Here is a 23,373-nt window from a genome sequence, read left to right as displayed (position 1 = left end):
TGAAACGGTGGTGCTACAATGATTAAACAACCTTGGTGGAAAAAAGCTGTCGTTTATCAAATTTATCCGAAAAGCTTTAATGATACAACGGGAAATGGTGTAGGCGACATTCAAGGTATTATTGAAAAGTTAGATTACTTGAATAAACTTGGAGTCGATGTTCTTTGGCTGACCCCGATGTATAAGTCTCCACAAAATGATAATGGATATGACATTAGTGATTATTACGATATTCATGATGAATACGGTACGATGCGGGATTTCGAACGTTTACTGGAAGAAACCCACAAACGCGGCATGAAATTAATTATGGATATTGTCGTAAATCACACATCTACAGAACACAAATGGTTCCAGGAAGCTAAACAATCCAAAGATAATGCTTACCGGAATTATTACATTTGGCGTGATCCGGTCAATGGGGAGGAGCCGACCAATTGGAAATCGAAATTTGGAGGCAATGCATGGGAGTATGATGAGAAAACGGAACAATACTACCTGCACCTGTTTGATGTAACACAGGCTGACTTGAACTGGGAAAGTGAGCAAATGCGTAAAGATATCTATGAAATGATGAGGTTTTGGGCAGAAAAGGGAGTTGATGGTTTCCGCCTGGATGTCATCAACCTTATATCAAAAAATCAAAAGTTCCCTAATGATGACGGGAGTGTCGCCCCCGGCGATGGGCGTAGGTTTTACACAGATGGACCGCGTGTCCATGAATATATGAAGGAAATGAACCGGGAAGTTTTTAAACCCTATGATCTGATGACAGTTGGAGAAATGTCATCCACAACGATTGAGCATTGCATTCAATATACAGCCCCTGATCGTGAAGAATTAAGTATGACGTTTAATTTCCATCATTTAAAGGTCGATTATCCGAATGGTGAAAAATGGACGGTGGCAGACTTTGACTTCCATGAGTTGAAACAAATTCTTTCGAAATGGCAGCGGGAAATGAACGAAGGGAATGGTTGGAATGCTCTATTCTGGTGTAATCATGACCAGCCTCGTGTTTTATCAAGATTCGGGGATGAGGAAAATTATCCTGAAAAATCAGGAAAAATGCTTGCGACAACGATTCATATGATGCAGGGGACTCCTTATATTTACCAGGGTGAGGAATTCGGTATGACGAATCCGAATTTTGAAAGCATCGATCGTTATCGTGATGTTGAATCATTAAATATGTATGAAGAATTCAAAGCTCAAGGGGTAAGGGAAGAAAAAATCATGGAGATTTTAAAGCAGAAATCTCGTGACAATTCTCGAACACCTGTACAATGGAATGGAGAAGAGAACGCCGGCTTTACAAAGGGAACTCCGTGGATTGATGTGGCAGATAATTATAATCAGGTTAATGCTGATGCAGTTATGAATAAAGAGAATTCTATCTTTAGTCACTATCAAAAGTTGATTGAGCTCCGAAAATCTCATGATATCATTACTCATGGGGACTACCTCTTATTAACACCGGACCATGATCGAGTGTTTGCCTTTTTGCGTGAATGGAATGGAGAGCAGTTGCTTGTCGTAAATAACTTCTATGAAGAAGAAACGACTTTCTCTTTACCTGGAAATGTACAAATGACAGGTAAGGCAGATATTCTTCTGAGTAATTATGCTGATTCAGCATTGGATTATCGAGAGGTTACCCTTCGTCCTTATGAGTCGGTCGTTTATCATCTTGCCGATTAACAGGTGAGGGGGAAAGGCATGAAAAAGAAGTATATTGAGATTTATCATACTTTAGTGGAAGATATTCAAAAAGGGGAGTACTTATCGGGGGAGACTCTCCCTTCTGAACATGAATTGAGTTCTCGCTTTCATACATCACGAGAAACCATCAGAAAAGCACTGAATCTACTTTCTCACAATGGGTATATCCAAAAAGTACGTGGGAAAGGGTCAGTTGTCCTTGATCGAGATAAGTTTGAATTCCCGGTGTCCGGACTGACAAGTTTTAAGGAGTTATCTGAACGGTTAGGCCAAAGTTTCCGCACGCACGTTCATGAACTTACTCTGGTTAAGGAAGCGAAAATATGTCGACAATTAAATTGTCCGGCGGGGGCTTCCCTTTGGAGGGTAATAAGAGCAAGAGAAATAGGTGGAGAAAGAATTATTTTGGATAAGGACTATATTCGCCAAGATCTTGTTCCTGAACTAACTAAGGAAATTGTACAGCATTCGCTTTATAATTATATCGAAAATGAACTTGAACTTGATATTAGTTTTGCCAAAAAGGAAATCGTTGTCGAGCCAGTTACGGAAGAAGATGAGGTATTCCTAGACTTGAAAGGCCATCATCAAGTTGTAGTCATTCGCAGTTATGTGTATTTAGCAGATACCACAGCATTTCAATTTACAGAATCCAGACACCGACCGGACAAGTTTCAATTTGTCGACTTTGCTAGACGAACGAAGGGATAAAACAAAGAGGGCCACATTTGGTTCTTCTTTGTTTTTTTATATATACACGTTAAAATGAGAGTATGACAAGTTATGATGAGGTGGATAAATTGTTCGTAATTGGTGCAACAAAAAAATTACAGAATGAAATCAATAAACCAATTGAAAACATTGAGGAATACAATGAGGTACCCGACATTCATCAATGGCACGGGAACATTGTGACGTTGAATAGAAGGAAATGTCTCATTTTAATGAACAATGCAACAGGATTAAATTTAACTTTGCTTGGTCTTAGAAAGGAGCAATTTGAACACCTTGATAGTGTCATTAAAGGATCGCTGAGACAGCTTTTTCAATTGCTTGATGTAGAGAAAGGCATTGCTGATGAGATGTTGGCAGCGGCTGATGATATTGCTTATACCAAAACAAACAACCGTAAGATTCTTGGAATGATGAATGAAATTAAATTTTTTACTGAAGATACGGTGATGGGCCAAGCTTATGAAGATATAGATGCAGCTGAAATTAATAATTTTAATAATAAAACGCTGGTTTTTTCAGGGTTGGATAAACAAAATCCATATGATCAATTTATAGCTTATTTTGAAAAACAGTAATGCTGCCGCATTGCTGTTTTTTATCTTGTTTACGTCTTATTTTAATGAACAATTGTTGAAATCCATCGAGAGAATTTGAATTAAATTGATATTCCTGCATTGAAACGCACATAAATATTTCCTCTGGGGGTCTCAAAAGCGAATGTAGAGAAAATATTCATCATACAATCATGTAGAAGTAGGGAAAGCCCTGTTTTATTAAGGAGAGTTTTTCAAAAAAAGACCTCTACCATTAAGGTAGAGGCGAAAGTTTGTATAGGTATAGGATTAGGGGAGGTGTTAATTTATGTTAAATGGAAAATTAACACACAAAATTAGAAAAATAAAAAATAAATATTAAACTTCATCCACAACTAGTGGTTGAGGGTGCCTTTCATCCGCAGTGTCGGTGTAGTTGACTCCTGCTGAAATTGAAACGGCAAGCCCTAATACAGCGATAACGCCAATCAATTTCTTCATAATACAATACCTCCTAAATTAGAATATTTATTTAACAAATCAATTGCTAACCTTAGGTATTTTGTGGATTTTTTATAGCTTCGTTCCGATTCTAATAAATCAGCTACAATCATACAGTAACGAATGACAAATCTATGGTGTTTTTTTTCGAGAAAGTGAGGAATTGCAACACTTTCTAAATATTCACTCGCATTCTCATCATTATCAATGAGCATCGTGTACACTTTAAGGTGTATTTCATCAGTAGTGGTATCAGATGAAGAAGAATTTAAATGTGATATTCCTTCATTTATCCATTTTCTGCAGTCTTCTAATTCACCTATCTTATAGGTTTCAAATACTAAACAATATATAGTTTCAAATATCTCATGATCAGATGCAGTTTCTGTTCTATAAGAAAGGCATTTCTTATAGTTTGAGATAGCTGCCTCAAAATTACCAAGTCGAGACTCGATCACACCTATATTATGGTATATAACCCCTAGTTGGTAATAATTATTTGTTTGGGTAGCAATTTTACTAACTAAGTGATAATTTTCTAAGGCTTTACCATAGTTTTTTAATCTTCCATAGTTGATACCTAACAATATGTGGCAGTTCGCACTCTTGAATAGGTTATATTGCTTTTGATATATAGCTAAAGCATGTTCAGCATTAAATATTGACGCCGAAATATTATTAGCTTGACTGGCGCTTAAAGCAAGAAGGTAATATAAATCACTTTCTTCCCAGCCTTCCAGTTTAATAGAAGTGCTATAATTTTTGGCCTCCATTAATTCTGAGTAGGAGTTTTCATAGTCTTCTTGGTAATAACTAACGAGCCCTGAGCTTAAATGGAAGTAATACTCCATCTCTTCATCAAATGTATCCTCATGTTGACGGATATCTTTCCATGCTTTATAAGCCTCCTCCACCTCGTTTTCTAACAGCAGATGGCGAATGCGAAACAGTTCAAAAAATATATACAAATGATGATTATTCAGCGTATCTTTCTGTTGGATCAGTTCTTCCTTTAACTTTCTAGCCTCTTCCTTACGCTTAAAGACAATCATTTCATACCATTCTTTCAATTTTTCTTTGGAAGGATGGTGGTAAGAAGAATCATGGAAATCCAGACCAAGACGTTCATAAAGGTGTTCAAGTACCTCGAACGCTGGAACAGTTTGATCATTCTCAATTTTAGACAAATACGCCGGCGAGATAATTCCATCAGCTAACTGGTTTTGAGTTAAACCTTGTTTAACACGATGGAATCGAAGCACTTTACCATATTCCATTTTTCACACACCTAGTTGATCAACTATCAATTTGTCAGAGTGTTCGCTCTTTCAAATCTATCTTTAGAATACATGTTCGTTCTGGAATTTTCAACAAATTTTACTAGTTTCCCAAGTCGAGGGAATTTTGAGGCTTTAAGGGGACTTTGGAAGGGTGACTTGCATGGGATTCCAATTAATGGTTAAAATTCTGGTTTAAAGAACATCCTATAACCTATGAGTAATGATACCTCATTAAGGGTATAAAAGGTATAGGGAATTCAGAAATCGTCATCAAGATTTGTCATCAATCACAAGTGAGAAGGAGGAATAAGTGTGGGGTATAATGTCACGCAAAAATTGATTAAAGATCACTTGGTGGAGGGGGAGATGATTCCTGGGTCTGAAATCGGACTCAAAATTGATCAGACCCTAACGCAGGATGCTACCGGGACAATGGTCATGCTTGAGCTTGAAGCTATGGGAATTGACCAGGCTAAGACGGAAGCGTCCGCACAATATGTGGATCATAACTTGATTCAGGAAGATAGTAAAAATCCTGATGACCACCTTTTTTTAGAAAGTGCAGCGAAGCGTTTTGGACTGCATTTCAGCCGGCCGGGAAATGGTGTCAGTCACCCCGTTCATATGCAGCGTTTGGCGAAACCAGGTAAAACTCTGCTTGGTTCTGATAGTCATACTTGTGCGAACGGCTGTATGGGTATGCTTGCTATGGGGGCCGGGGGAATTGATGTAGCCCTGGCTATAGCGGGGGAACCTTTTTATGTGAAGATGCCGAAAGTGTGGGGGGTCAAAGTTACAGGTGAACTACCTGATTGGGTGAGTGCCAAAGATGCTATTTTAGAAATGTTGAGAAGACACGGAGTTAAAGGTGGCGTCAATCACGTCTTTGAATACTATGGGCCAGGATTGAAGAACTTAACCGCCATGGATCGACATGTAATTGCTAATATGGGGGCAGAGCTTGGAGCAACTGGGACGGTGTTCCCGTCAGATGAGGAAACAAAAAGGTTTATGAAGCTTCAGGGGAGAGAGGATGAATGGATCGAATTGTTGGCGGATAAAGATGCTTCCTATGATGTTCATGATGAATTGAATTTATCCACTCTGGGACCTATGGTTGCTAAACCTTCTAGTCCGGGAAATGTTGTACCTATAGAAGAAATCGAAGGGGAACCGATTTATCAGTCCTATATCGGTTCTTCAGCAAATCCGGGATACCGTGATTTTGCCATCGCTTCTAAAATTGTAGAAGGACGCCATATTGCGGATGGGGTTTCATTTGATTTAAACCCTACATCCAGGCAGATGCTTATTGATCTGTCCCAAGAAGGACATATTGCGAATTTCCTTCAGGCAGGAGGACGTCTGCACCAGGCTGGATGTAATGGGTGTATTGGAATGGGACAGGCTCCAGCAACCGGCAGGAACAGCTTGCGCACCACTCCTAGGAACTTCCCGGGTCGATCTGGCACGAAAGAGGACAGTGTGTTCCTATGCAGTCCTGAAACGGCAGCAGTCTCAGCGTTAACCGGAAGGATCACAGATCCGAGAAAATCTGATTTCGACTTTCCGAAAGTGAAAGATTTAGATAACCCGACCGTTGATACAAGATTGCTTGATGAACCGTTACCTTTGGAGGAGGCTAAAAAAGTAGAACTTGTAAAAGGTCCTAATGTAGCTTCTATTCCGGAGATGGATGAACTTCCAAATGATATGGAACTTCCTATTTTACTTAAAATGGGGGACGATATCTCTACAGATGAAATACTTGCTGGTGGTGCACGTGTCCTCCCATATCGCAGTAACTTACCGGAAATCAGTAAATTCACATTTGAAATTTTGGATGAAACTTATCATGACCGAGCGATGAAGGTGAGAGATGAAGGCGGACATGCCGTAGTTGCTGGTGTTAACTACGGGCAGGGATCCAGCCGTGAGCATGCTGCCCTGGCGCCGAAGTATTTAGGCCTAAGAGTAGCGATAGTAGAAGACTTCGCTCGTATTCACTGGCAGAACCTTGCTAACTTTGGAGTCCTTCCATTAACTTTTACGGATCCTTCCGATTTGAAAGAATTGGAACAAGGTGATGTTCTTGTATTCAAGGGTCTACGAGACAAAATTAAGCAGTCTCCACACATTGAAGTGGAGGTTAAAGGAAAAGATAAAACTCTCAAACTTGAACACGCGCTATCCGATCGTCAAATAGAAATTATGCAAATGGGCGGTTTGATTAACTGGATAAAAAATCGATTGGAAGAGTAAAAAAACTCCGGAGGGCGGTCATGCCCTCTGGAGTTTTTCATGGTTCTTATTCTCTTGTTCGGGAAGTGTCCAATTGAGTTAAATGATCTTCAATTTCCTTGCGCTTGTCTTCTAGAAATGGTGGGAGAGCAAGTTTCTCCCCGAGATGATTCTCGTCCTCATCTGTTGAGAAGCCAGGGCCGTCTGTCGCTAATTCAAAAAGAATATGATTGGCTTCCCGGAAATATATAGACTTAAAATAGTATCGATCAACAATGCCTGAATGGGGGAAGCCTGACGCTTGAATGGTCTCTTCCCATTTTTTTAACTCATCCTCATCACTGACACGGAACGCTACGTGATGAACACTTCCTCGGCCAGGCTTTTCAGGTTTTCCTTCACGTTTTTCTTCGATATGCACTTCTGCTCCGTTTCCACCTTCACCTGTTTCATATACTACTCGTTGCTCATAGGTTCCTTTTTTTCGGAACCCTAATACTTCTGTGAGGACTTCTTCCGTCTTGGACGCCTCATTAACGGTAAGGTGGACAGGCCCTAGTCCTGTGATGCCGTATTCTTGTGGGACTGGAGCGTGATCCCAGGGATCTCCGGAAGCAACCCCCTCATTTTTTTCATCTGATATGAGTGTCAGTCGCTGTCCTTCAGGGTCACGAAAAGAGAGTGTTTTTCTTCCGAAACGATCAATTATTCCATCATGGTCCACCTGATACTTCTGAAAACGGTCTTTCCAATAGGTTAATGCTTTATCACTCTTTACACGAAGAGAGGTAGTCGAAATACTTCGAGTTCCTGGATACGTTTGACCAGCTCTATGAATTTCGAAAAAGGTCAAATCTGTTCCTGGGCGCCCTTTTTCATCTGCGTAAAATAAGTGATACATGGATGGGGCGTCTTGGTTAACGGTTTTCTTTACTAAGCGCATTCCCATTATATTTGTATAGAAATCGTAATTCTGTTTTGCATTAGCTGTAATAGCAGAAACGTGATGGATGCCTTTCAGTTGCATGTTATTCCTCCTCATCCAGGAATTAATCTTGAATTAAAGATAATTATATAATTTTCACAAGGATGTGTCAAAGCAACTTGAATTTATGTTCCTCTCTTCAGGCCAGGTCTTTTAACCATCACAACCCTATTTGAAATATCTATGAGGTGGATAAGGTATCATCGCTGATAGTTTGTTATAATCAATCAGTCAGAAATAACCGTCATAAAGAAAAAATGAATGATCAGGGAGGGGGAGACCGATGACTTGGGAAATACTTAATATCTTAGCTGTATCTGCTTTTGCTTTTAGTGGAGCCATTGTAGCGCTAAATGAACGGTATGATATTTTCGGTACATTTATTCTTGGGATTGCAACACCGTTTGCGGGAGGAATCATAAGAAATATTGCCCTAGACGTACCTGTCGTCCATGTATGGGAACAGGGTTATCTTTTTTATGTTGCCCTGGGCACTATTGCTATCGTCTATTTCTTTCCGAAAACTTGGGTGATGGCTTGGGATCGGTGGAATATATATCCGGATGCAATTGGGTTATCGGCTTTTGCTTTACAAGGAGCATCCTTCGCTATAGAAAATGGATTTCCGTTAGGTGGGGTTATTTTCGCTGCTATTCTTACAGGTGTCGGTGGTGGAGTCACTCGTGATGTCTTGGCACAAAGAAGGCCGATGGTTATGCATCAGGAGATTTATGCTGTGTGGGCATTGGCGGCCGGTCTGGTCATCGGTATAGGGTGGATTGATGTGGAGAGTGCATGGCAGACGTACTTGATTTTTTTATTAGTAATATTGGCTCGGGTTGCATCCTTCCATCTGGGATGGCACTTGCGTTTTAGAGATTTATACCGTTTATAACTAGAAAGTGAATAACCATGCCTCTCTTTATTTAGGGGATGTAAAAAGGCTCAGATTTCCAAACTCTGAGCCTTTTTACGCTTAAAATCTGAATAAGTCTCCGGAGAGATAACGCTCACCAGTATCTGGTGCAATACATAAAATGACTTCATCTGAACTTCTTGTATTGGCTACTTGAATAGCTGCCCAACAGGCTGCTCCTCCGGACGTTCCGAGAAGTAGACCTTCTTCACGAGCAAGACGTCGTGTGATGTCATAAGCATCTTCATCCTTCACTTGGAAAATCTCATCATACACATCCTGGTTGAGAATCGGCGGAATAAAGCCAGGGCTTGTACCTACAAGTTTATGTTTTCCGGGTTTCCCGCCTGAAAGCACAGGAGAGCCAGCAGGCTCAGCAACATGGATGGTAAGGTCTTTGTAGCGTTTTTTTAGTTCTTCGCCAGTCCCGGTGATGGTGCCGCCAGTACCAGCCGTGGATACAAAAGCAGATAATGGTTTGCCGAGCTCATCCATAGCTTCAATTATTTCTGCTGCTGTTGTATGGCGGTGAGCATCTGGGTTTGCCATATTTTCAAATTGCATAGGCATGAAGCTACCGTCAATTTCACTTACAAGCTCTTTAGCTTTTGCTATAGCGCCGGGCATTTTTTCGTCTCCAGGGGTGAGAACGATTTCGGCTCCATATGCTTTTAAAAGGTTGATCCGTTCCTGGGTCATCGTATCAGGCATCACGAGAATCGCACGATATCCACGTGCGGCAGCATTCATAGCAATACCAATCCCGGTGTTTCCACTTGTTGGCTCAATAATGGTAGAGCCATCTTTCAAGAGCCCTTCTTTTTCTGCCTGCTCCATCATTGTGAACGCGGCACGGTCTTTCACGCTCCCGCTTGGATTATATTTTTCCAATTTCATATAAATATCGGCTCCACCTTTTGGAGCAACGCGATTTAATTTTACTAAAGGAGTATCACCGATTAAATCAGCGATATTGTTAACTACGCGCATGTCTGTCACATCCTTACTATTGGGAATGTAGTCCAATTTTATCATAGATGAATGGTGTGCTTCATCTGCCGTGTCTGCTGTCTAGGTACCTACAAAATGGAGTAAGGATAGAATGCTTATGAAAGGATGTTTTTCTTCCTATTCCATATGATCTTCCATAACTTTTTGGGCAAATTGGAAGGAATCTCGTGGTACGGAAATTTTAAATGAGAGTTGATTGGAATTAAGGTTAAATCGGTCGACTTTCACATTGAAGTTGCTTGCTGTATCCATTTGGGTAACCGCAACATAAATGTTTTCATCGTTTGGGTTGACCATCACCCATTCAGGTAAGTTGTAATTATCTTTTACAAACTCTAGCACTTTTTTGTTAGGAAGCGGCAATTTACCTAATGAAATTTTTTCTTGTTGTAGGACGAGGTCCCCGTTCTTTTGGACTTCAGGATGTAATTCAACGTTGATTGGAATCACCTGATCAAAGGCCTTAATGTTGCCTGATAACGTTACATTACGGTCCAGAGCAATAGAATAATTGAATACCGTCTGGGTTGATAGTTCTGATAGATACTCGTTGGCAAGCTGCTCCATATTTTCTTTAGTAGAAACAATTGTAAACTCAGCGTCAGAGCTTTCTTTTTCTTGATCAACGTTAACAATCGTGTAGGAACTCGGGAGAAAAACTAATGCCACCAGCCAAACCACAACTGCTAAATTAATGAGAGCCAAAAGCCAGAACGACGTCCTCCATTTATTATTTAACAATAATCGTTTCATTTTATTCATTCCACCTGTATTATTGTTCAACTTCAATGTCTTCCCTTATATATTGTAACACGCGCTCTGCCATCTTTTTATAACCTCTTTCGTTAGGATGGAACTGATCATCTTTCCAAAGAAGATCTTCTTCATTTCCTTCGAACAAATCCCGGATGGGAATAAAAGTTGTCTGGTCATAGTCATTCACGACCTGCCGGCTGATGGCATTCCAGTCACCCATAATCTGTCCAAGTTCAGGAATATTATTGAAATATTTATGAAAGGGATTATACAGGCCAAGCAGATAAACAGAAGCATCTGGGTTCAGTTCTTGGGTTCGTTGCAAAATCTCATGTAAACGATCTTCATATCCTTCTTGTTCGTTGACGAAATCTTGATAGTTCAGGCTTGTGAAATTATTTTTAACGACCTTCATGACATCATTTGCACCGATAGTGATAAGGATTAAGTCTGCGTCTCGCAACGATTCTTTGATTTCTTCGTTTTCCATCCGTTTTAAAAGCTGGTCTGTACGATTCCCCCGTTTTCCAAAGTTTTCTATATCCGTTGTTTCCGTATCTGGATTAGCATTGAATGTTTCCTCTAAGATCCCTACGTATCCACCTTTGTCTGTGGAATCTCCTACTCCTTGAGTTAGAGAGTCACCGATGGCTACGATATCCAGGTTATCTTTAATAAATAAGCCACGTGCGCTTTCTATGACACTCGTAAAGACTTCGCGTAAACCATCACTCAGGTGGTTTTCTTCTTCTTTATCTTGTTCTTCTTCCTCTTCTTCTTTTAGTTCTTGAGGATCATGCGGTTCTTCTTGTATAAGAGCCTCTTCCGCTTTTTCTTCAGTACGGAGTTCAGGTTTCGGTTCTTCTTCCGGAGTATAAATGAAAGCTGCTACAATAAAAATAGCAATAACGAAGGAGAGTGCAACGGCTGCGATCCATCTCCAAGTCTTCAAATTTGAATCCCTCCTGAGGGTAATCTCCATTTATATTATATGTGGTTTTCACCTAATGGGAAATGAAAATGTTTTTCCCACAATTATACCATGTGCGTTATACAATAGACATACGGAAACGAGTGTAAGAAGATGAGGGTAGAAGGACGAAACATCCCCTGTAAGGAGGATTTTTATGGAAGGGAAAATGACCATCTCGGTTAGAGAACTTGTATCTTATGTTTACAGGACTGGCCATATTGATGAACGGTTTCAAACAAATACAGCTTTGTTAGAAGGAACAGCCATTCATCAGGAAGTTCAGAAAAAATATAAAGAAGGCGATCAGTCAGAGGTTTTTCTAGAATATGAGTTTAATAAAGAAGGATTACTCCTTAAGGTGCAGGGGCGATGTGATGGTTTATTAATTTCAGAGGAGGGTCCTGTGATTGATGAAATAAAGTCTACAGGAAGAGAACTAGATGAGATTGATGAAACAACACACCCTGTCTACTGGGCCCAGGCAAAAGGGTATGCATTCATGTATGCAGAAAAAGAAGATCTCGACCAAATTCAAGTTCAACTAACCTATGTTCAGAAGAGAACGAAAGACAAAAAAAGAATGAGGCGAACGTTCACATATAAAGAGTTGAAAGGTTTTATGGAAGAAACGGTAGAGAAGTATAACTCTTATGCACAAATTCTTCTTCATATACGCGAACAAAAAGAGAAAACGGTTCCTGACTTGAAATTTCCATTCCAAGGGTATCGGGAAGGGCAGAGGAAACTTGCCGGGAGTGTCTACAGGACCGTTGAGGAAAAACGGAATCTATTTGCACAGGCCCCAACAGGAATTGGTAAGACGATATCCACACTTTTTCCGGCCGTTAAAGCACTGCAGTTGGAAGATATGGATAGGGTGTTTTATTTAACAGCGAAGACGATTACAAGGACCACAGCGGAAGAATCCCTTTTAAAAATGAAGGAAAAGGGGCTCATGCTTCGTTCGGTTACCCTGACGGCTAAAGATAAAATTTGCTTTCAAGAAGAAACCATTTGTCAGCCGGATTTCTGTGCATTTGCAGATGGATATTATGATCGGATTAATGGAGCAATTGTGGATATCCTCCTTAATGAAACACAAATGACAAGGCCAGTTATAGAATATTATGCAAGGAAACATAGAATTTGTCCTTTTGAGTTTTCGTTGGATTTAACCGATGTCGTAGATATAATCATTGGAGATTATAATTATATCTTCGACCCAAGGGTTTCTCTGAAGCGTCTATTACCTGACCGTAAGAAGAAAACAGCTATCCTTGTCGATGAAAGTCATAATCTTGTAGAGCGAGCACGTGACATGTATTCAGCTGCGATTCACAAGCAGGCGTACATGACGGTTGCTGAGGATTGGCAGGAAGAAGACGATGCTCTTGCAAAGATATCTGAAGCGATTGGAAAAGATTTAATGCGGTTTTATTCTTCTACGGAGGAATATGTGCAATGGGAGCAGGTACCTGGTGAATTGGAAGAAAACGTGGAGCGTTTTCTCACGCAGGCTGAAGCCTTATTACAAGAAGAAGTGGAAGGGGAAAGGAAGGAAAGACTGATCGATGTGTACTTCCAATCTCAGAGGTTTTTAAAAATTCTCGAATATGTAGACGATCACTATCGTTTAATCGGAGAAAGTAAATCTCAAGGGGATTTTTCTTTTAAATTGTTCTGTCTTGATCCTTCTCATGTCCTGAGGGAAACAACGAAAGGCTTTCGTTCCGGGATCTTTTTTTCAGCCACACTGTCTCCTTTTGCTTACTATAAAGAAATGTTAGGGGGGCGAGAGGTGATTATATTTTGCAATTGCCTTCTCCTTACGATGCTTCTCAGGTCGATGTCATGATCACACCATTGTCAACAAGGTATAAAAGCAGGGAGAAGACAGCTGGAGAAATAGCAAGACGTCTTCATCACCAAGTCGATCATTATAAGGGAAATCACCTTTTCTTTTTTCCCTCTTATCACTATATGGAGATGGTTTATCATGAGTTCAAAAAATATACCGATGTAGATGCGGTAATGCAGGAGCGTGGAATGGATGAAGATCGACGGGAGGATTTCCTTGCACAGTTTGAAATCGGTGGCCGGTTAGTGGGATTTGCTGTTCTTGGTGGAATTTTTTCAGAGGGGGTGGACCTGAGAGGTGACAAACTAAATGGTGTGGCCGTTGTAGGTATTGGTATAGCTCCGAGGAGTTACGAAAAAGAATTAATTAAGGAATATTTTAACCAAAAGGAAAGAAATGGATACGATTATGCCTATGTTTATCCAGGTATGAACAAAGTTCTGCAGGCAGGTGGCAGGCTCATCCGTTCGGAAGAAGATTATGGTGCTATTCAACTTGTCGATGATCGATTTCTTTCTACGAAATATTTACAGCTTCTTCCTAATGATTGGGGAAGTTATCGAATTTTAAAATGATTTGATTTCCTGGGAAATATCGTGACGGAATTTGGAGGGGAAATGGGCAATATTTAATTTCCCAATTATATAGAATGATTCATTATGAATAAGGCGGCTGTAAGGATCGTGGAGTTATTTTGTTTATCTTCTTATCGTCTGATGAATAGCTGCCAAGGCTAACACAAAACTAAACCATAGAAGTTCTTTTCAGATAGAAAGCACTTTGTATATAGAAAATGAAGGATGTGTGCTTTTACACTGATTTTAAATACCTCTTTGTTAACTATACTAAAAATAGGTTGACATTGTGTGGTGGTCTCCCGTATCTTATTAAGTAAATAAGAGATATAAATAGGAGGACACCATATGAATTCTTCACGGTTATCAGCTTATGACATTACATTAGGTGGTTTGTTTGTGGCTTTAATGGCTGTAGGAGCCAACATTACTGCTTTTATGCCATTTTTACAGGTGATGGGAGTGCCGTTAACACTGCAGACATTTTTTGCGATTTTAGCGGGGCTTGTCCTTGGAAGTCGATTAGGCTGTTTCTCTGTTCTCGTTTACGCTATTTTGGGATTGATCGGGGCGCCTATTTTCGCTGGGTTCAAAGGTGGCGTGTCCATATTGTTATCTCCCACATTCGGATTTATCGTATCATACATCATATTGGCTTATTTTGTTGGAAAGATTGCAGAGTCTAAACGTAATCTCCCGACCTATATTATTGCAGCCCTTATAGGTATTGTAATCAATTACTTCGTCGGGGTTAACTTATTTTATTTTGCTATGAATTTCTGGGTCGGCGGGGAGGGCATCAGTTTTGTCCTTGCTTGGTCGAGTATGGTTCCATTCTTAATTAAGGATTTAGGATTATCCATCGCTGCTGCACTCTTTGTAGTAAGATTGGAAAAATCATTATTACAACGGACGCCTCTTCGGCAGACCGCATAAAAAAACAGATCCGCAATAGAAAGCGGATCTGTTTTTTTGGTCTGGGAGCTTATAAAACTCATATACTGTAGATCCCTGAGTGAGGGGTTTGTTCATCGCTTATGTTCATCCCCTTGACTTAAAAGTCTATCGGGGGTGGGGAGGGCGATGGTGCTATCATTCATGCGTCTTCGGAAATTAATTTTCCATGGATGAATGTCATGATTGCAAATAAAACAAAAGCTATAAGTAGAATGGTCCCGCCTACAATAAAGAAAATAGTATTGAAAGGATTCATTCCAGGAATCGGCTGTGTGTAGTAAAGCCACATTCCAGCGGTCAACCCAAAGACACCGAAAAACGCCGTCCAAACATGTGCCGTCGCTAGTTTCGACTTTTTTGGAATGGAAAATACTTTATAGTAAATACCGAATGCAAACAGAGACAGCCATCCTACAACAAGAATGTGAGCATGAATGGCGCTTAACTGCAGCCCACCTCCTCCGGCCATGTGGGACCCCATGAAAGCCCCGATTAATGCGTAGATAGCAGCGACACGAATAAAGAAACGAGTACGGTCCATCATTTTTCACCTCCGATTTTGTACGCTCATCTTCCGTCATTATATCGAAAGCCTTTATTTATGAGAAATAAAATCATAAATTGTCGTTAAACGTTCACTAGTGTTTTCGAATTTTTGTGTCATTTGGATTGCGTGAAAGATTGAGCTATGATGAAAAGAGACGGAAGAGGAGTGATAAAATATGGAACATAGGTTAGAACAATTTTCTCAATATCTAAAAGAAGCAAATGTCGATGCTGCTTTTATTAACTCGACGGAGAACTTCTTCTATTTAACAGGATTCCATACAGACCCTCATGAAAGATTACTGGGGCTTTTGGTTTTCCCGGAAACGGCTCCCGTTGCAGTATTACCTGGAATGGAAAAAGGTCAAATCAGAGATGCGGGTTGGACACATGAAGTAATCGGATATGCGGACCATGAAGATCCATGGAAAATGATAGCGGATCAAATGCGTGAGAACGGCAATATAGAAATTCGTACGATAGGGATAGAGAAGCAAGTCCTTTCTTATGGTCGAAGTGAATCCTTTATCGGTCTCTTTGATAATGTCAAAGTTGAAGACATTGAAGGTCAGCTGAATGAGATGCGTGTCATTAAAGATGAACAGGAAATTAGTATTATGAAAGAAGCGGCAGAACTCGCAGATTTCGGTGTAAGTGTTGGTGTAGATGCCCTTGCAGAAGGGATCACTGAAATGGAAGTTCTTGCTAAAATTGAGTACGAACTAAAGAAAAAAGGCGTGTCAGAGATGTCGTTTTCTACAATGGTTCTGTTTGGGGGAAAATCAGGTCAGCCCCACGGGAATCCTGGTGATCGTCGTCTGAAACCTGGCGATTTTGTACTCTTTGATCTGGGGGTTGTTTGGAAGGGGTATACCTCTGATATCACCCGTACATTTGCCTATCGTTCAATCAGCGATGAGCAAAAAGTCATTTATAACAAGGTGAAGGAAGCCCTGGAAGCCTCCCTTGCAATCAGTAAACCTGGAACACGAATTGGTGATTTGGATCAGACCGCCCGTGATGTCATCACAGATGCAGGGTATGGAGATAAGTTCCCGCACCGTATCGGCCACGGCCTGGGGATTAACGTCCATGAATTCCCTTCTATGAGTCACTTGAATGATGGGGTTTTGAAAAAGGGTATGACTTACACAATTGAGCCGGGAATTTATGATCCAGAAATCGGGGGTGTACGCCTGGAGGATGATGTCCTTGTTACCGATGACGGATCCATCACATTAACAAAAACCCCGAAAGAATTACGAATCGTTGAATAAGAAAAGCCGCCTTACCACAGGCGGCTTTTTTGTGCTGTTTTCACCGGAATAGTATCTCCTTTTTCTCTGATAGAATTCCACATATATCTTGGCGTTCTAGGATTTCCTCTTGCCATCTACCTGTGATGACCTTTCCCTTTATGTAGGCTTCAGTTCTTAAAACACATGGCTATTCCCCTATAAGCCTCTGGTCTTAGGAGAAAATATATCTCTGGCTCATTACTGTAAAATTCCTTTCTGGGTATGATGAATATAAGAAAACAACAAGGAGGGAAAATCAATGAAGAAATTTTTACTATTCCTGGCCGGATTAATCGCTCTTGCCGTCTTGCTTGCCAATTTGGGACCGATGATCCTCCTCGGGGTAAGTGTCTGGCTTCTCTATATTGTGTTTAAGCAGTTTATGAAAAGTGACTCAACAGCTGGGAAGATTGGATGGGTAGTCGTTGGATTGATCACACTCAGCATTGCAGTGTCTAACATTTATGCTGTTATTGGTGTCGCAGCAGCTTACGCGCTTTATTGGATCTTTAAAAATTGGACAAGCAAGAAAGAGGATATCCAACCGACAAGGTCAGAGGACCCATTTACAAACTTTGAACATCAATGGGCAGAGTTAAATAAATAATTACAAGGAGAGATGAATATGGCTAATTTATTCACAAGATTGAAAGATTCCATTACAGCAGATTTACATGAGGCGTTAGATCAAAAGGAACAGAAGAATCCGATTGCTATGTTGAATCAATATTTACGTGAAAGTGAAAAAGAGACAGAAAAAGTTCGCAAGCTTGTCGAGCGTCAGTATCGATTGAAAGACGAATTCTCACATGAATTCCAAAAAGCACAGGATATGGCGGACAAACGCACACGTCAAGCGGAGATAGCTGAGAAAGCTGGCGAAACGGATATGTATGAGTTTGCTATTAAGGAGAAGCAGGAATATGAAGCTAGAGCGGAGCGTTTGCAAGTCTCTAGAAGAGATAGTATTGAACAGTTGGAAGCCCTAGAACGTAAGTATGAAGAAATGAAACATAAATTAAAGGATATGCACGTGAAGCGGATGGAATTGATGGGGCGTGAAAACATCGCACGTGCTCACCATCGTATGAATCAAGTGATTAAAGAAACAGCGGATAAGCCTTACTCTAGATTTTCAGAAATCGACCGCTATATTGAAGACTTGGAATATAAGGTGAACAGTGCGTATTATCACAACACTTTCGATAGTAAAATCGCTCAGTTGGAAAAAGAAGTAGAGAAACAAGAGGAAGTACAAGCTAAATAAAAAACATGGTATGATAAAGGCGCAGATTTCTGCGTCTTTATCATGATTATAAGGAGAGGAGGATGACCTTTATGCTTAAAAAACTTTCTACGGATACGATAAACACGATTTTAATCATAGGGGTGATTCTTCTCGTTGTTGAAATTGTCTTCTTTAATGGAGGTCTGGTATTTTCCGTCCTGTTTTCTGGTGTGTTGATGTATATCGGATGGAAAAATTACCGACCTTTATGGAGAAAAGTGTTATTTTGGATCGGCTTGATCAGTTTGATTTTTACCATTTTAAGTATGATTGCCGTGAGATTTCTAGTGATTGCTATGATCATTGTTTTTCTTTTGCATTATTTTAAAACACGAGAAAACCCAGATCGAATTAGACCAGAAATCATGGATAACTATCAAGAAATGCCGGATCAGGACCCGGTATTGAAGCAGAAATTTTTCGGAGATGAGTCTACGCCAAATAAGTCGTATGAATGGAAGGATATTAACATTCACGGGGGGATTGGCAATCGGATTGTTGATTTAAGCCAGACCGTCCTGCCACACGATGAAGCGGTTATTTCCATCCGGCATTTTGTCGGTAATTTGACTGTGTATATTCCTTATGAAGTGGAAGTAAGTATCCATCATAGCGCCCTTATAGGGCGTGCTTCTATTTTTCAATATAAGAAATCAAAAGTACTCAACCAAGTGTTATCGTACCAAACGGGAGGGTATCGCTCTGAAAAGCCACGCGTGAAAATAATTACTTCGATGGTTTCAGGAGACCTCGAGGTGAAACGCATATGATGAATGTATGGCAGAGGCAGGTATTGTCCGGTACGCTCACCTTTTTTGGATTTACTATCCTTATTTTAACCATCACCTTTTATGCATTTCCTTTCCACTCATGGGAAGATTTGTGGGATAGAGAAGTTTTGGATATGCCTTATATCTTCTTCGTAATCTTAATGGCTTTGTCGTTTGGATTTGTAACAGGTGTGATTCAAGGGTGGTTTTGGCGAAGACAGCTTTATACGATCGAACATTGTCTTTTTGAACTCACCAAGGGAAATGAGAGGGTTAGAGAAGAAGTTGACTTGAAAGAAATGAAGCAGATTGAGGATGCCATCAACGAACTAGAAGATAAAATGACGAAACAAACAGAGCTTGCTCAACGTATGGTTACAGAGAGAGCGGAAGAACGTGAAAAAAGTCTTCAGGAAGTGGTGGTCCAGGAAAGATATAGACTGGCAAGAGAGCTGCATGATTCTGTCAGTCAGCAATTATTCGCAGCGTCAATGATGATGTCAGCGATTAATGAAACCGATACAGATGATCTGGCCTCCAGGAAAAAACAAATGAAAATGGTGGAGCGAATGATTCATCAATCCCAGCTTGAGATGCGTGCTTTGCTCCTCCACTTAAGGCCGATTGCGTTAAAAGATAAATCTTTATCTGAAGGGGCAGAAGAGCTGCTATATGAATTGACACAAAAGGTCCCGATGGACATTCATTGGTCTGTGGAAACGTTGAGTCTTGAAAAGGGTATTGAAGATCAGTTGTTTCGTATCCTCCAAGAAGCCGTTTCAAACACATTGCGGCATGCGAAAGCATCTTCTTTAAACGTAATGCTTATTGAAAGAGATCATAGTATTATCCTTCGTATCGTAGACGATGGGGACGGTTTTGATGTGGAAGAGAAAAAGGCTAGTTCCTATGGTTTGCAAAACATGCAGGAACGAGCGATAGAAGTGGGAGGAACACTGAATATCGTAAGTGTAAAAGAGCAAGGAACAAGGCTTGAAGTGAAAATTCCCCATTGGAAAAGGGAGGCGGGAGATAATGATTAGCGTATTATTTGCGGATGATCATGAGATGGTCCGAATTGGTGTTTCGGCTTACCTGTCTGCACAACCGGATATCGAGGTGATTGCGGAAGCGGATGGCGGACAGGCTGCTGTGGATTTGGCCTTAGAGCATCGCCCGGATATTATTTTGATGGATTTAGTCATGGACGAAATGGATGGGATTGAAGCGACAAAGCAGATTACAGAACAGTGGCCAGAAGCAAAAGTCATTATTGTCACCAGCTTTCTTGACGATGAGAAAGTCTATCCGGCTCTTGAAGCAGGGGCGACAAGTTATATGTTGAAGACCTCAAAAGCTGATGAAATTGCTAAAGCCATTCGTTCTACATACGAGGGCCAGTCCATTTTAGAACCAGAAGTGACAGGAAAGATTATGACGAAGATGCGCACACCAAACCCGGCCTATCTTCATGAGCAGTTGACTGAGCGTGAGAAAGAAGTCCTTCTACTTATGGCTGAGGGGAAAAGTAATCAAGAAATTTCTGAGCAATTATTCATTGCCTTGAAAACGGTGAAAGTGCATGTCAGTAATATCCTGGGGAAGCTAGAAGTATCCGATCGCACACAGGCTGTGATTTATGCATTCAAACATGATTTGGTAAAGTGAAACCTCGACGAAAGTATCGTCGAGGTTTGTTTTATTATTGATTTATGGTGACGAGGATGATGGCACATATGAGAATGAGATAGAAGATGAACAACTTCACATATACTCGCTTCAATTCCATCCCCTTCTTTCCTGAGAACAATAGATTACATTCATTCTATGTGAGGAGAAGTGAAAAATGACAAAGTTTTTGTCCTTTTTCTTTCTTTTCCCGATGCTTGATTTCGGCTCCTTTCGGGAATACCAAACGAAGAGGTGATGCATGTGAAATGGAAAAATAAACTGGCTGGACAACCGATCTGGGAAGGACCCATTTCCTTCCGTGATAAGAAAGAGAAAGTGGCGGAGCATGTGAGCAGGTTTGTGAGAGATGGAGACATTATTGGAATCGGATCCGGGTCCACTTCCTTTCTAGCCCTTAAGAAGATTGCCGAAAGGGCAGCAGCTGAGAGGTGGAACGTATTGGCTATACCAACATCTAAAGAGGCAGAGATGAATTGCAATTATTATGGTCTGACTACCACGTCTCTTCTTAATGCAAGACCTGATTGGGGCTTCGATGGTGCAGACGAAGTCGATTCACACAATCGTTTAATTAAAGGAAGAGGAGGGGCACTCTTTGCAGAGAAGTTAGTGATGGCAAGTTCTCCGAAAACGTACATCTTGGTAGATGAGAGCAAGCTTGTAGGTCATCTTGGAGAGAAGTTTGCTGTTCCTTTAGAGGTGGATTCACGATCGATTCATATTGTGGAAGCAGCGCTTAAAGATATGGGAATAGATCAAGTCGATTTAAGAATGGCTGTAGCAAAAGATGGTCCTGTTATTACGGAAGCAGGGAATGTCATAATGGATGCCTGGTTTCCAACGATCTCTAATAATCTGGAAAAAGAATTAAGCGCTATTCCTGGAGTGATTGAATCAGGATTGTTTATTGGGTATTCTGTGGAAATTTTAACAGTATGACGCCCATTTTACTTATATTTATTGGTACATCTTAATACTTTTTCTATAATAGTAGTAAATCCTTATTAAAGGGGAATCATTATGGGACTGCCAAACAGGATTGCTTACAAGGATCACCGATACCCGTATGTAGTACTGGCGCCGATCGGAAAGAAGAACAAACATATCCGGTCGATTGGACATAAATTTGAACGGGGGTTACTTTCCAGGCTGAATGACGCAATTGTGGATCAAATGAACGATAAACCTCTGGATGCAGAGAAAATCCGTTCCTTCTTAGGACTCAAAGGAAATGCTGTCCTCCCGGTTTTTTTTGAAAAAGAAGAGACCATTCATCCACATCTGATGCGCCCAGAAATGTTTTTATGGCGATCCTTACCCGAAGAACACGGATTACCCTTAAGAGAAGAATATTTATATCCGACGGATTTTACTCAATTATCCTCTGAACAGCTTTATGACCATGTTGGGGAAGTACTTGAGGAATATCTGTTCTTAGCAAATATAAGTGAATATGATCGAAACTATTGGTTAAAGAAAATATCATCCGCTTTTTACAATCATCCGATTGTCCAACTATTTCATAAAAAAAGACGTGTGATTGATGCTGTCGAAGTCATGAATCAATCCGCACTCATTTCTGTATTAAACTATCCAGAAGATATTGCTGGCTGGCGTCATCGTGCAGCGATCGTTATGCGACCGTTTCGTGCTCTTCCAGAGGAATGGGTGACAGGTTCAAAGGAGATCTGCTCACATAAAAAGTTGCTGACCTTCAATCCAAAGAGCCGTTCCATTTGTTGTTACTGTGAAACCTGTGATTTTTGTCTGGAGTATCATGTTGAAGAGGAGCAGGTGACGTTTATAGAGGAATATGATGTGGAGCTTTCAACAAAGCGGGTGACTACAATTGAAAAGCAATTCAATGAGATTGCTAGGCAGAATCAGTCCTTACTTGAACAGTTGTTACAATTAAGGGTATTAAAGAAACAATTAAGTACCGCACGAAAAACCTTGGATGAAAGTCTCACTATCATTCATCAGATCGAACGATACCAGCGAAAATCAGAGGATAAGAAAACATACCCTTTGCTTTATATGTACGATAAATTAAGCAGGACACACATAGCTGAACAAACGTGTAACTCTGAGTTGTTATGGCTAGCGGAGGTTCGATTGGATGACGTAAGAATGCTTAAAGAACTCAGGCACTGGCAGAAAATCGTGCCCGAAAATGTCTACCCCATGACCAGCCATGTCTTAGAAGAACTAAAAAGTAAATTGGAAGAAGTCCGATATGAAGAAAATGATGTCATTATTACAATCAAAGGACGGCCGCTCACCTATGCAGAAACTCAACAGATTCTGGATTTAATTTATTATTATGGCACAGCTCACCCGGCACACACTCTGGTACAAGTGCTTGCTGGGAAAGCTACACACAAACTTAGACAATTAAGATTGCATGAAACCCGCTGGTTTGGTCTTTTGTCCAGCTGGCCGGAAAAACATATTCAAAAACTGTTTAACCAGCTAAAAAAACAAGGCTGGCTGATGAAACAACAAAAAGGCTATTCAATAAGCGACTATGCTGAAGAGGTCATGTAAGGGTAAAAGCGCAACTGCCTCGGAAGACACGGCAAGTATAAATCAAGCAGTGCAGTGAAGTGCCTTTCTTTTACGGAGTGGTGGATTATGAGGCGTTGCAGTTGAAAATATGGAGAAGCGCTAGCTCCATGGATAAAGACCTGCTGACCGCAGGTCTTATTTCTTATTCATCTATAATCGAAAGCGGTT

At 40.6% G+C, this 23,373-nt stretch carries 23 protein-coding genes; 16 read left to right on the top strand and 7 right to left on the bottom strand.

The window, feature by feature from the left end:
* Positions 1 to 18 precede the first annotated feature (18 nt).
* The 3 genes from treC to BLW54_RS03395 all read left to right on the top strand — a co-directional run bounded on the left by treC (position 19) and on the right by BLW54_RS03395 (position 3,032).
* Complete coding sequence (gene treC / locus BLW54_RS03405; protein WP_279626531.1) at positions 19 to 1,701, top strand: alpha,alpha-phosphotrehalase; 1,683 nt, start codon at positions 19 to 21, stop codon at positions 1,699 to 1,701.
* An 18-nt stretch (positions 1,702 to 1,719) separates the two neighbouring features.
* The gene (treR, locus tag BLW54_RS03400; RefSeq protein WP_035506915.1) at positions 1,720 to 2,433 is read left to right on the top strand and encodes a trehalose operon repressor; all 714 of its coding nucleotides are present in this window, start codon (positions 1,720 to 1,722) and stop codon (positions 2,431 to 2,433) included.
* Between the two features lie 89 nt (positions 2,434 to 2,522).
* Positions 2,523 to 3,032, top strand: a complete 510-nt coding sequence (locus BLW54_RS03395; protein ID WP_035506914.1) for a DUF6933 domain-containing protein — start codon at positions 2,523 to 2,525, stop codon at positions 3,030 to 3,032.
* 336 nt (positions 3,033 to 3,368) lie between these two features.
* Here BLW54_RS03395 and BLW54_RS21125 read toward each other — a convergent pair whose 3' ends face one another.
* Together BLW54_RS21125 and BLW54_RS03390 are read right to left on the bottom strand one after the other, a co-directional pair.
* A complete protein-coding gene (locus BLW54_RS21125) occupies positions 3,369 to 3,491 on the bottom strand; it encodes a hypothetical protein (protein WP_262365304.1) in 123 nt (40 codons plus the stop codon).
* A complete protein-coding gene (locus BLW54_RS03390; protein ID WP_035506912.1) occupies positions 3,488 to 4,768 on the bottom strand; it encodes a helix-turn-helix domain-containing protein in 1,281 nt (426 codons plus the stop codon). Before BLW54_RS03390 ends, BLW54_RS21125 begins: the two co-directional genes overlap by 4 nt.
* Positions 4,769 to 5,083: 315 nt before the next feature.
* Between BLW54_RS03390 and BLW54_RS03385 the strand changes: the two genes are divergently transcribed.
* A complete protein-coding gene (locus BLW54_RS03385) occupies positions 5,084 to 7,033 on the top strand; it encodes an aconitate hydratase (RefSeq protein WP_074733248.1) in 1,950 nt (649 codons plus the stop codon).
* Between the two features lie 46 nt (positions 7,034 to 7,079).
* On the opposite strand, the gene BLW54_RS03380 is transcribed toward BLW54_RS03385, so the two are convergent.
* Complete coding sequence (locus tag BLW54_RS03380; protein WP_074733247.1) at positions 7,080 to 8,039, bottom strand: ring-cleaving dioxygenase; 960 nt, start codon at positions 8,037 to 8,039, stop codon at positions 7,080 to 7,082.
* Positions 8,040 to 8,280: 241 nt separating this feature from the next.
* Between BLW54_RS03380 and BLW54_RS03375 the strand changes: the two genes are divergently transcribed.
* Complete coding sequence (locus BLW54_RS03375; protein WP_035506906.1) at positions 8,281 to 8,892, top strand: trimeric intracellular cation channel family protein; 612 nt, start codon at positions 8,281 to 8,283, stop codon at positions 8,890 to 8,892.
* Positions 8,893 to 8,973: 81 nt separating this feature from the next.
* On the opposite strand, the gene cysK is transcribed toward BLW54_RS03375, so the two are convergent.
* The 3 genes from cysK to BLW54_RS03360 form a co-directional block, all read right to left on the bottom strand.
* Positions 8,974 to 9,903: a cysteine synthase A gene (cysK, locus tag BLW54_RS03370; protein WP_074733246.1), complete on the bottom strand. Its 930-nt coding sequence runs from the start codon at positions 9,901 to 9,903 to the stop codon at positions 8,974 to 8,976.
* 138 nt (positions 9,904 to 10,041) lie between these two features.
* The gene (locus BLW54_RS03365; RefSeq protein ID WP_035507728.1) at positions 10,042 to 10,677 is read right to left on the bottom strand and encodes a YpmS family protein; all 636 of its coding nucleotides are present in this window, start codon (positions 10,675 to 10,677) and stop codon (positions 10,042 to 10,044) included.
* Positions 10,678 to 10,696: 19 nt separating this feature from the next.
* Positions 10,697 to 11,632: an SGNH/GDSL hydrolase family protein gene (locus tag BLW54_RS03360; RefSeq protein WP_074733245.1), complete on the bottom strand. Its 936-nt coding sequence runs from the start codon at positions 11,630 to 11,632 to the stop codon at positions 10,697 to 10,699.
* A 175-nt stretch (positions 11,633 to 11,807) separates the two neighbouring features.
* On the opposite strand from BLW54_RS03360, the gene BLW54_RS03355 reads away from it, so the two are divergent.
* From BLW54_RS03355 to BLW54_RS03350, 3 genes are all read left to right on the top strand, one after another.
* Positions 11,808 to 13,508, top strand: a complete 1,701-nt coding sequence (locus BLW54_RS03355; protein ID WP_341853306.1) for a DEAD/DEAH box helicase — start codon at positions 11,808 to 11,810, stop codon at positions 13,506 to 13,508.
* Positions 13,463 to 14,086, top strand: coding sequence for a helicase C-terminal domain-containing protein (locus BLW54_RS21235; protein WP_341853305.1), 624 nt, complete (start codon positions 13,463 to 13,465; stop codon positions 14,084 to 14,086). The genes BLW54_RS03355 and BLW54_RS21235 overlap by 46 nt, the downstream gene beginning before the upstream one ends.
* Positions 14,087 to 14,434: 348 nt before the next feature.
* On the top strand, positions 14,435 to 15,022 hold the full coding sequence (locus BLW54_RS03350; RefSeq protein ID WP_035506899.1) for a biotin transporter BioY: 588 nt from the start codon (positions 14,435 to 14,437) through the stop codon (positions 15,020 to 15,022).
* 160 nt (positions 15,023 to 15,182) lie between these two features.
* Here BLW54_RS03350 and BLW54_RS03345 read toward each other — a convergent pair whose 3' ends face one another.
* On the bottom strand, positions 15,183 to 15,584 hold the full coding sequence (locus BLW54_RS03345; protein ID WP_074733384.1) for a hypothetical protein: 402 nt from the start codon (positions 15,582 to 15,584) through the stop codon (positions 15,183 to 15,185).
* Between the two features lie 181 nt (positions 15,585 to 15,765).
* On the opposite strand from BLW54_RS03345, the gene BLW54_RS03340 reads away from it, so the two are divergent.
* From BLW54_RS03340 to BLW54_RS03305, 8 genes are all read left to right on the top strand, one after another.
* On the top strand, positions 15,766 to 16,866 hold the full coding sequence (locus BLW54_RS03340; RefSeq protein ID WP_074733244.1) for a M24 family metallopeptidase: 1,101 nt from the start codon (positions 15,766 to 15,768) through the stop codon (positions 16,864 to 16,866).
* A 280-nt stretch (positions 16,867 to 17,146) separates the two neighbouring features.
* Positions 17,147 to 17,494, top strand: a complete 348-nt coding sequence (locus BLW54_RS03335) for a lmo0954 family membrane protein (RefSeq protein WP_035506896.1) — start codon at positions 17,147 to 17,149, stop codon at positions 17,492 to 17,494.
* 18 nt (positions 17,495 to 17,512) lie between these two features.
* Complete coding sequence (locus tag BLW54_RS03330; protein ID WP_074733243.1) at positions 17,513 to 18,154, top strand: PspA/IM30 family protein; 642 nt, start codon at positions 17,513 to 17,515, stop codon at positions 18,152 to 18,154.
* 71 nt (positions 18,155 to 18,225) lie between these two features.
* Positions 18,226 to 18,945, top strand: a complete 720-nt coding sequence (liaF, locus tag BLW54_RS03325; protein WP_035506893.1) for a cell wall-active antibiotics response protein LiaF — start codon at positions 18,226 to 18,228, stop codon at positions 18,943 to 18,945.
* The gene (locus tag BLW54_RS03320; protein WP_341853304.1) at positions 18,942 to 19,988 is read left to right on the top strand and encodes a sensor histidine kinase; all 1,047 of its coding nucleotides are present in this window, start codon (positions 18,942 to 18,944) and stop codon (positions 19,986 to 19,988) included. The genes liaF and BLW54_RS03320 overlap by 4 nt, the downstream gene beginning before the upstream one ends.
* Positions 19,981 to 20,613 (top strand): response regulator transcription factor, encoded by a 633-nt coding sequence (locus tag BLW54_RS03315; RefSeq protein ID WP_074733242.1) that lies wholly within the window; start codon positions 19,981 to 19,983, stop codon positions 20,611 to 20,613. Before BLW54_RS03320 ends, BLW54_RS03315 begins: the two co-directional genes overlap by 8 nt.
* A gap of 264 nt (positions 20,614 to 20,877) precedes the next feature.
* Positions 20,878 to 21,576: a ribose 5-phosphate isomerase A gene (gene rpiA / locus BLW54_RS03310; protein ID WP_074733382.1), complete on the top strand. Its 699-nt coding sequence runs from the start codon at positions 20,878 to 20,880 to the stop codon at positions 21,574 to 21,576.
* A gap of 81 nt (positions 21,577 to 21,657) precedes the next feature.
* Positions 21,658 to 23,184 carry an RQC-minor-2 family DNA-binding protein gene (locus BLW54_RS03305; protein ID WP_074733241.1) on the top strand — a complete coding sequence of 509 codons (1,527 nt, stop codon included), beginning with the start codon at positions 21,658 to 21,660 and terminating at the stop codon, positions 23,182 to 23,184.
* Positions 23,185 to 23,373 lie beyond the last annotated feature (189 nt).

This window comes from Halobacillus karajensis (genome assembly GCF_900108515.1).
Taxonomy (GTDB): domain Bacteria; phylum Bacillota; class Bacilli; order Bacillales; family Halobacillaceae; genus Halobacillus; species Halobacillus karajensis.
This window is presented reverse-complemented; position numbering and strand designations above follow the sequence as displayed.